Here is an 8113-nt window from a genome sequence, read left to right as displayed (position 1 = left end):
ATGATGTTTAAGAGGAGATATTCACCAACTGTCAACCCTTCAATTTTCTTTTTGTTGGTGTGTTTGTTTACGGTTTCAATGAAGTTTAGTTCATCTGATATAGATAGCAAAGCTGCTGTTTTGCCATATTGAAATGATTTTAGTTTGATGTGAGGCAATTCTGCTGCTTTTTCTTTCAATTCCACAATCTTTTCTGCAGTTCCAAGGTACTTTTGCCACACCTGTTTGGGCTTGCCATCAATTCGTGCCATTTCTATGGCATACCAATAGGTATGACCTTTGATGTTCTTCTTCTTCAGTGATACCATATTACAATATTAGGTAATACATATATAAATAAATATCCATTATAATCGATAGCAATAAAGGTATTATTGTGGTAATAAAAGTTAGGCCATACGCATATAAAATTGCAGCATGGTCGCATGCTAACGATTTTCAATGAAAATTAGGCATCAATTCGTGTATCTTTGAAAGTCAAGTTAGAATCTCCGAATCCGTGCGTATCCGTCGAATCCGTACCATCCGTGTTCCTTGACGAATACTATTAAAAATCGTCAATCAACAAGTTCAATTTATACAGAAAAGTCATAATTTGTAGGTTACTGCCAAATATCGGGTGGAATTTACAGGATATTGATTTATGATTTCCGCCGCAATATCGCCCGGTACGCCCACAATGCCGAAGGCTTGTGCGCTGCAACGAACAGTCCGGTCTTAATACCCTGCACTAACGGCGGCCCTTTCAAGGATGAGAGGTCCTGGCCTGCAAATACCGACGCAACAGTATCGATTTCCTTATTAGTCATCTTCCTGACCAGTTCCAGCCCAATTCGTCCCATCCAATATTCACTGGCAAATTCCTTTTTCCACAGTTCAGGATAAGCTTTCAGGCTTTTCTTTGACACATTTCCCGATTTTATAGCCTCAGCAGCCACTTCGCCGCAGATCTGGCCTGCCCGCATGCTGTACCCTATCCCGCTCTGGCCAGCGGCCCCGCCTGTTACCATAAATCCATCTGTAATAAGCTGTTTCGGGACCGTGGCTATGGGATCGCCTCCTGTAAAAGTTGCAATAATCTCAATATCTTCAGGCCCGTATCCTTTCATTTTGGCAAACCGCTTCAGCCACTTGTTAAAAAATGCAGACACATCCCTGCCATGCCGCCTGACATACACTCCCAGAGTGGCCCTGTCACCCCCGGCAGGAGAATAGGTGGACTTCCAGCCAGGTGAATGGTTCCCAATATAATACTCGAACATGTCAGGCTCCCCAATACCGGGAGCTCTGACTTCTGCCTCCATTGCCCAGGCAATATCCCCCGGATAATGTGTCGTCTTTAGTCCCATCTGGGCCGCAATTCTGGATTGGATACCATTTGCTGCAATAACCAGCTTTGATGTTACAATGCCACCTGAAGTGCTGGTCCTGGAATTTCCAGTATCCGATCGCATCACTGCCTGTGCATCCACACCGGTCTGTATTTCCACTCCTGCTTTAATCAATTGATTCTTGTAATGGTTATCAAAAAGAGACCTGTCTATAAAATATCCTGGGGTTTCTATCTCGACAATGCTGCCGCCGGGAGATATGATCTTCATGCCCTTCAGTCTATTGACAATATAATCGTCCTGTATAGGCTCACAGTTGTGGTCCATCATGAACTTGAAGAACGTATTTGCGGGATGTGGGGGGCGACCCATATCCTCCTTGCAGTCTATCAGGATCACCTTTGTACCCTTTAGTGCTGCATTTCTGGCGGCCATGACCCCGGCTGGACTTGCACCGATAACCAGGATATCAGCATCAAGATCCATGTTCAAAGACCAGCTAAATTCCAGAATGGATATCCTGCAGATTTTAACAATATCATAAGCAGCACATCAACAATCAGTGAACCGAACATCACACCACGGTACCTTGAACCCTGCAAAAACAGTTTACCACCCCTTTCAGGAACAGGATTTCGAATAAAATCCAGGGACTGCCAGAGTATCCAGGCACCACCTGCGAGCGCACCGGCAAAGTATAGGGGACCCAAAGCCGCAGTATACCCGATAACAAGTGATGCTGCCACACCTATTACCCAACAAACGAATATGAACTTTGAAGTGGCAGGTATCCCGAAGGTCACAGGTGTGGTGGGTGCACCTTTAGCCCTATCCCCCTCAACGTCCCTGGCCACACCGCTAAGGGTAAAACCCCAGTCTGTCACACACATCATGATTCCCAGGAATATTCCAGGTAATGGAAGTATTTGAGGATCAATACCTGGTTTCAAAATTCCTGCCGGATCAAAAGCAAGCCAGACACCTATGGGAACAAGCCCGTATGAGATGCCCACAGGTACAAAGCTTAAAAATGTGGTGCGTTTTGCCATAATTGAATAAAAAGTGATAACTGATGCTGCAATAATAAAAACCAAAAGTGATTCAGGGTTAAGATAAAAAGCAGCAGCCCCTCCTATCACTGCCAGCAGGACAGCATATGAAAGTGCATTTTTCCGCGAAATCCGTGATGAAGGAAGAGGACGATTTGGAAGATTAATACAATCAATATCCACGTCGCAATAATCATTTAATACATAAGAACTGGTTATAGCGAAATATGCCCCTACTACAGCCACGACAAATGGCAACACATCTGGTGGGCCACCCGTAACATAATAGGTTGCAAGCAGGGCACTGGCTGCCGGAAGCGCCAGGTCCATATCAGCGATCTCAGGGCGTAACATCTCGATATACGGTCGTATCATTGTTAAAATTCCTTTATCCATTTTTTAATATGTTTTTTTTGTTATCTTGATTTTCGTATAAATATACTGCAAATACATATTATAATTACTGTAACCAGGATATTGAATCCAGGGGAATCTGCACGGTTAGTGGTTGAATTAAATGTATTTGTATTATTATCTGAATTATCTGGACCTTGTGTTGGAATAGGGGTTGCTGAAGAGAGATCTAAGTTACTATATTGATATACTGGAGAGAAAGTAACAATGTCTGAATCTTCTCCAGAATATATCCCTGAAACAGTCAGGCTGAAGATGACATGTTCATTGGAATCAGGTGGTGTAACATTATAATAAAAGGTCTCACCAGGTGGTAAAACCGCAGATTTTATTATTGTATCATTAAGTTTTAATACCACCCATCCTTTATCATCAGTGACACTTTTAAGGGAAAATGAATATCCCTGATAAAAAGGCCAGGTCTCACCCGGGGATAAGTAAATGCTGGTACCGTCGACCAATGTAGTATAAATCCTCTGTTCTGCATAAGCTTGCGGGGTCACAAATAGTATCAATAAAAGAATTATGAAACATTTCAAGAAGATTTTCCAAGTTTTCATGATCGAACCAGAGAAATTATACTATAACAATTTACTATTATCAAATATACTATATAATGTAATTTGAGGAATAAATAGAATGTTGTCCAGAAAAATATCAGTAAGCCTGTGTTCCGGTAAAACAGCATTTGAAGTCAATGTATTTACAGGAATCGATCTAAAGCGGGCAGGAAAGATCCTAAAGGCCAAAGTCATCACTCCACAAATAATCATATTTGATCATGGAGAGGCTGAAGTATCATTATTTCCTGCAGGCAGGATGCTGGTAAAACATGTAAAGACCGAAGACGAGGCTTTGCAGGTAGCTAAAACCATGCTTGAGACTATTAACGGCCAATGATAAATTTCAAATATATTCTGATGAGGGAACGATTCTAGCGCCAGACATGGCGGTTTGAAGCAGGACCTGCACATCTATCTCTGCTTCTTCGTTGCATATATTTTTACATTTTGCAGCTGTAACAGGTTTTTCAGGTACTGCAGTACAGCAAGTGGCAGGTTTTGTGGACGCATCAAATGTCCCGATCCTTCTGGCAATATCCACGATCTCAGTCTTATCAAGACCGATCAGAGGATGGTAGATGGGTACATGTATCCCGCAGGTTTCTGCCAGCATATTCTCAGCTGTCTGGCTGGCAACCTGCCCCAGTGACGCACCTGTTATTATGCCTAGAGCATGCTCTTTTTCCATTATGCCAGATGCTATCCTGTACATCATCCTGCGGCAGAGCACACAGGTATAGTGGGGATTGCACTCAGATAAAAATGATACCTGGCTATCACCATTCGGGACTTCGTATACTGTAAAAGGATGACTCGGAGCCCAATTCTGGAGCACACGGATGCATTCAAATGCCCTCTGTCTTGTAGTCTCATCTGAAAAGGGGTCATTGTTGACATACACAGGAATGACCACACAGCCCCGTTTCATCATAAGCCAGGCTGCCACAGGTGAATCAATACCACCTGATACAAGTGCAACCATCCGTCCCTGTGTACCTAATGGCAGACCGCCCACGCCCTGGACAATTTCAGTAAATACATATCCATGGTCCTGCCTGATCTCAACAAATATCTCTTTGTCAGGAGATGTAAGATCAACCATGGGATGGCGGTCCTCGATCCGTTCCCATATTGCGTCGCCACAGGCCACACCAATATCCCGGCTTGAAAATGAATGTCTGCCCGAACGTCTGGGTCTAACTCCAAATGAATCACCTTCATTAATAAATACCTCACCTACATCGGCAGCATTGGACGCTGCAGATTCCAGGGTAGGTGCACAGGTGATGGCTGGACTGACCGATACCACACCGAATACTTTTGAAGCACTTTTTGCAGCGTCCGGGTCTGTCGTATGAATATAAATACGCCCCCATTCCCTGGAAATATCGCTGTACTCAATGCTCCCTGCATCAAGCATGGATCGTATATTGGACATAAGGGTTTTTTCATACCGGTTCCTGACAGTGCTGCTCTTCAGAGCTATCTCACCGTATCTGATAAGAACAATATCATTAACAGTCATTATTCGTCCTGCTCTTCCTTCAGCACTTCTTTGATTATCCTGGCATAAGCAGGTCTGGCTATTAAGACCCCGATCAGCACACCTACTATTGTGGTCAGCGCAAAAAGTCTCATTGCACCGAATCCCATCCAGACCAGCCATATCATTGCGATAATGGTAGTGGCTGCGGCTGCAAAAATAATGCTGAATGCCCGGGATATCCTGGTGAGATATATCTTTGTGGGGGGTAGTTTCCCTTCGTACAGCACTTCATCAGTAATGATCACCAGATGGTCTATACCAGTTCCTATAACAGCAATTATGCCTGCAATGGCGGGCAGGTCAAGCTGCCATTTCACTGCTGATGCAAAACCCAGTATCATTACAACTTCACTTAAGGAAGTCAGGATCATGGGGAGCATGATCTCTTTTCTGCGATATCTAAGGTAGATAATGAATGACACCATAATGATGGCAAGTAAGCCTGCAATAGCTGTCAGTTCCTTGAACTGTGCTCCAAGAGAAGCTGGTACCTGTCCGGAACCTATAACTTCCACATTAACGGGCAGTGCACCGGCCCTTAAATGGGTTTCCAGTTGTTTTGCCCTTTCTTTGCTCCCGCTATCAGTACCGAATGATGCTATCATTTGTTGTGCTGGTACATATTTCAGGCTGTCTGCCAGGTCTTTTGATAAAGGCGCACTATAGATCTCATTATTATCCAGCAACATTATTACGTTGTGGTTGTCCGGATCATTAACAGCATTTGTCTCAATAGCTACTTGTTGTAATGCTTCAGCACCCTGCAGGGTCAGGGTAAAGGGTACACCCCAGATTCCAAATCGGTCAGTTTTATGGAAACCTACCGACTGAATATCTTCTCCGTAAATGGCATGTTGGGTTTCATTTCCTTTTGTCTGGATCCGTATCTCAAATTTACCAGGGGTCCCTGCCAGGTCCAGGGCAGTATCTATATCTATTCCAGCCAGGTCGATCAGAATAAATTCATTATCCACAATGGTTGGTTTGATATCGCTCAGACCAAAAAGATTCAATTTATTTTCAAGTATTATTTTTGTATCTGCCAGCGTGGTAGGTGATACCCCGTCCTTATATGCTAATATTGATCCCTTTACAGGTATCAATATTGATTCCAATTCTTCAGCAGATGTCTTTTTTCTGATCTCGAACCACAAACCATCCCTGTCCTCAATAATCACGACTTCTGTTTTATATTTATTTTCAAGATATCTGGTAATGACCTGGGTTTTTGATACCTGTAGAACTACAGTAGTAATCCCTCCCCTGGTCAATACAGTAGCCTGACCGTACCCTAATGATTCGATTTGTTTATCAGTGACAGCTTTATTGGTAGTAAATGACACTTCGGATGTGGTTTCTTTGGTCAGTGTAATGGTTTCGTTCAATAATGCTCCATATTCCTGACTGATGATCTGACCCAGATCAGCATCTATCTGGACCAAAGCTCCTTCAGGTCTAAGCTGGAGCCATGAACCCCCGTCAAGGTCCAGGCCATACCTGAGCCCTCCATAATTCAATTCCGGAAATACGGCAGGCAAAAATAAAATGATCAAAGATAATATTAATGCTCCCACCAGCAGAATGACCCTGTAGTCGCTGCTGAGTCCTTTCTCGCCCTCTTCACCGTTCATTTCTTTCGCCCCCTTTTCTTCTTCCTGGTGGATGAGTCCCTGGAAGTGTACCATTTAAGGATACCAGCATTCAACATCCAGGTGTTCATAAGATCAGTTATAAGACCCAAAAGCAGCACTATTGAAATATCAGATATGATATCGATCCTGGAAAATGATGTTACGAAATGGGCAAAGGTGCTGACTACGAACAGTACAAAGATTGCTGCCAGTGTGGTTGAGGTCATGGTTAGACCGGTCTTCATAGCTGCCCGTAATTTTTCGTCAGTAGTTCCCCTTCTTTTTAGCACCCTTGTAGTAAGCAGGATATCACTGTCGACTGAGTAACCGATCAGCATTAACAATGCTGCTACAGTTCCAAGCGACAACGATATGTTGAACAGGTTCATAAGGGTGGCTGCAATTATAATATCAGAAAAAGCAGACAATACAACAGCTCCTGAAGGGACTATTGATTTAAAAATGAAATATACAATAATGGCCATACCAATAAATGCAAAAAAGACTGCTTTAATGGCACTTTGCTGCAGGTTTGTGCCATATAAGGCACTCATCTGTTTCAGGTATACATCCTGACCGTAATTGGAACTAATGTATTTATTAAGCTCTAATTGCTGGGATATGTCCATGGGACCGAACTGCAGCAATACCCGCCCGCCACCTGCGTCTCTTGCACTTATGGGTGGGGTATCAGGGAACCGGGAAGCAAATTCCTGCTGTACCGAGCTATATGAATCAGGAGATTCAAGAGTTACAATGGTACCCCCTGTAAATTCAACACCCAGTTCGACCGGGCTGCCTGTACTATAATATGACCAGCCCAGGATTATTAGAGATACTAATAATGCCACCATTGGTATGGCGATCATCTGTTTTATTGAGAATCGTCCAAGATAGGATGTTATATAATGTTCTGTGTCGATGGTCTTCATTAATTTACACCATAAATAATAAATAATAAATCATAATAACGGTCTCATTTCAAAATAATTAAGCTGTAGATATATCATAACTTATTTACCTTTTACTATCATTTTGCCTCAAAAAAAGTTCATATTTGGAAAACATGGATAAAAGACCCACATTAGACGAATATTTTATGGAAATTGCTGAAGTTGTTGCCAAAAGGACAACCTGCCTGAGAAAAAAAGTAGGTGCGGTCATTGTTCGGGACAAGAGGATCCTGGCCACTGGATATAATGGTGCACCCAGGAACCTGGAGCATTGTCTCGATATTGGCTGCATTCGCCAGCAGCAAAACATCAAATCAGGTACCAGGCACGAGCTTTGCAGAGCCGTTCACGCTGAACAGAATGCAATTATCCAATCAGCATTGCATGGTGTAAGTGTAGAGAATGCCACGTTGTACTGTACTCATCAACCATGTGTTTTATGTGCCAAAATGATCATCAATTCCAGGATAACAAGGGTAGTATATGCAAATCCCTATCCAGATAATGAAGCTATAAAGTTTTTTAAAAGCGCAGGAGTCGAAGTAGTAAGTTTCAAACAGGATTAAAAGATCCTATCTATTAAACTGTTTTAAATAGATTATAAACAAACAATAAAAGAAGGATTG

General features: G+C 42.8%; 9 protein-coding genes. 2 read left to right on the top strand and 7 right to left on the bottom strand.

Annotated elements, in window-relative coordinates; genetic code table 11:
- The 4 genes from IBX40_09110 to IBX40_09095 all read right to left on the bottom strand — a co-directional run.
- A partial coding sequence (locus IBX40_09110) for an IS1634 family transposase (protein ID MBE0524472.1) occupies positions 1-308 on the bottom strand: 308 nt, incomplete at its 3' end.
- A gap of 333 nt (positions 309-641) precedes the next feature.
- Positions 642-1817, bottom strand: a complete 1176-nt coding sequence (locus IBX40_09105; protein MBE0524471.1) for an NAD(P)/FAD-dependent oxidoreductase — start codon at positions 1815-1817, stop codon at positions 642-644.
- Positions 1818-1819: 2 nt separating this feature from the next.
- A complete protein-coding gene (locus tag IBX40_09100; GenBank protein MBE0524470.1) occupies positions 1820-2776 on the bottom strand; it encodes a UbiA family prenyltransferase in 957 nt (318 codons plus the stop codon).
- A 20-nt stretch (positions 2777-2796) separates the two neighbouring features.
- Positions 2797-3354: a hypothetical protein gene (locus tag IBX40_09095; GenBank protein ID MBE0524469.1), complete on the bottom strand. Its 558-nt coding sequence runs from the start codon at positions 3352-3354 to the stop codon at positions 2797-2799.
- Between the two features lie 79 nt (positions 3355-3433).
- On the opposite strand from IBX40_09095, the gene IBX40_09090 reads away from it, so the two are divergent.
- Positions 3434-3694, top strand: coding sequence for a hypothetical protein (locus IBX40_09090; GenBank protein ID MBE0524468.1), 261 nt, complete (start codon positions 3434-3436; stop codon positions 3692-3694).
- A 6-nt stretch (positions 3695-3700) separates the two neighbouring features.
- Here the strand turns inward: IBX40_09090 and thiI are convergent, their stop codons facing one another.
- From thiI to IBX40_09075, 3 genes are read right to left on the bottom strand one after another with little or no spacing between them, the layout of a single operon-like run.
- Positions 3701-4882: a tRNA 4-thiouridine(8) synthase ThiI gene (gene thiI / locus IBX40_09085; protein MBE0524467.1), complete on the bottom strand. Its 1182-nt coding sequence runs from the start codon at positions 4880-4882 to the stop codon at positions 3701-3703.
- Positions 4882-6534, bottom strand: coding sequence for a preprotein translocase subunit SecD (locus tag IBX40_09080; GenBank protein MBE0524466.1), 1653 nt, complete (start codon positions 6532-6534; stop codon positions 4882-4884). Before IBX40_09080 ends, thiI begins: the two co-directional genes overlap by 1 nt.
- Positions 6531-7466, bottom strand: a complete 936-nt coding sequence (locus tag IBX40_09075) for a protein translocase subunit SecF (protein MBE0524465.1) — start codon at positions 7464-7466, stop codon at positions 6531-6533. Before IBX40_09075 ends, IBX40_09080 begins: the two co-directional genes overlap by 4 nt.
- Positions 7467-7600: 134 nt before the next feature.
- On the opposite strand from IBX40_09075, the gene IBX40_09070 reads away from it, so the two are divergent.
- Positions 7601-8053: a cytidine/deoxycytidylate deaminase family protein gene (locus IBX40_09070; GenBank protein MBE0524464.1), complete on the top strand. Its 453-nt coding sequence runs from the start codon at positions 7601-7603 to the stop codon at positions 8051-8053.
- Positions 8054-8113: the final 60 nt, after the last annotated feature.

This window comes from Methanosarcinales archaeon (assembly GCA_014859725.1).
Lineage (GTDB): Archaea > Halobacteriota > Methanosarcinia > Methanosarcinales > Methanocomedenaceae > Kmv04.
The sequence above is the reverse complement of the archived record's forward strand: the minus strand, read 5'-3'. Positions and strand labels throughout refer to the sequence as shown.

Excerpts from the sequence above, each read along its gene's own strand:
- IBX40_09070 (MBE0524464.1), top strand. The coding sequence starts at position 7,601 with ATGGATAAAAGACCCACATTAGACGAATATTTTATGGAAATTGCTGAA.
- IBX40_09075 (MBE0524465.1), bottom strand. The coding sequence starts at position 7,466 with ATGAAGACCATCGACACAGAACATTATATAACATCCTATCTTGGACGA.
- IBX40_09090 (MBE0524468.1), top strand. The coding sequence starts at position 3,434 with ATGTTGTCCAGAAAAATATCAGTAAGCCTGTGTTCCGGTAAAACAGCA.
- thiI (MBE0524467.1), bottom strand. The coding sequence starts at position 4,882 with ATGACTGTTAATGATATTGTTCTTATCAGATACGGTGAGATAGCTCTG.
- IBX40_09100 (MBE0524470.1), bottom strand. The coding sequence starts at position 2,776 with ATGGATAAAGGAATTTTAACAATGATACGACCGTATATCGAGATGTTA.
- IBX40_09080 (MBE0524466.1), bottom strand. The coding sequence starts at position 6,534 with ATGAACGGTGAAGAGGGCGAGAAAGGACTCAGCAGCGACTACAGGGTC.
- IBX40_09105 (MBE0524471.1), bottom strand. The coding sequence starts at position 1,817 with ATGGATCTTGATGCTGATATCCTGGTTATCGGTGCAAGTCCAGCCGGG.
- IBX40_09095 (MBE0524469.1), bottom strand. The coding sequence starts at position 3,354 with ATGAAAACTTGGAAAATCTTCTTGAAATGTTTCATAATTCTTTTATTG.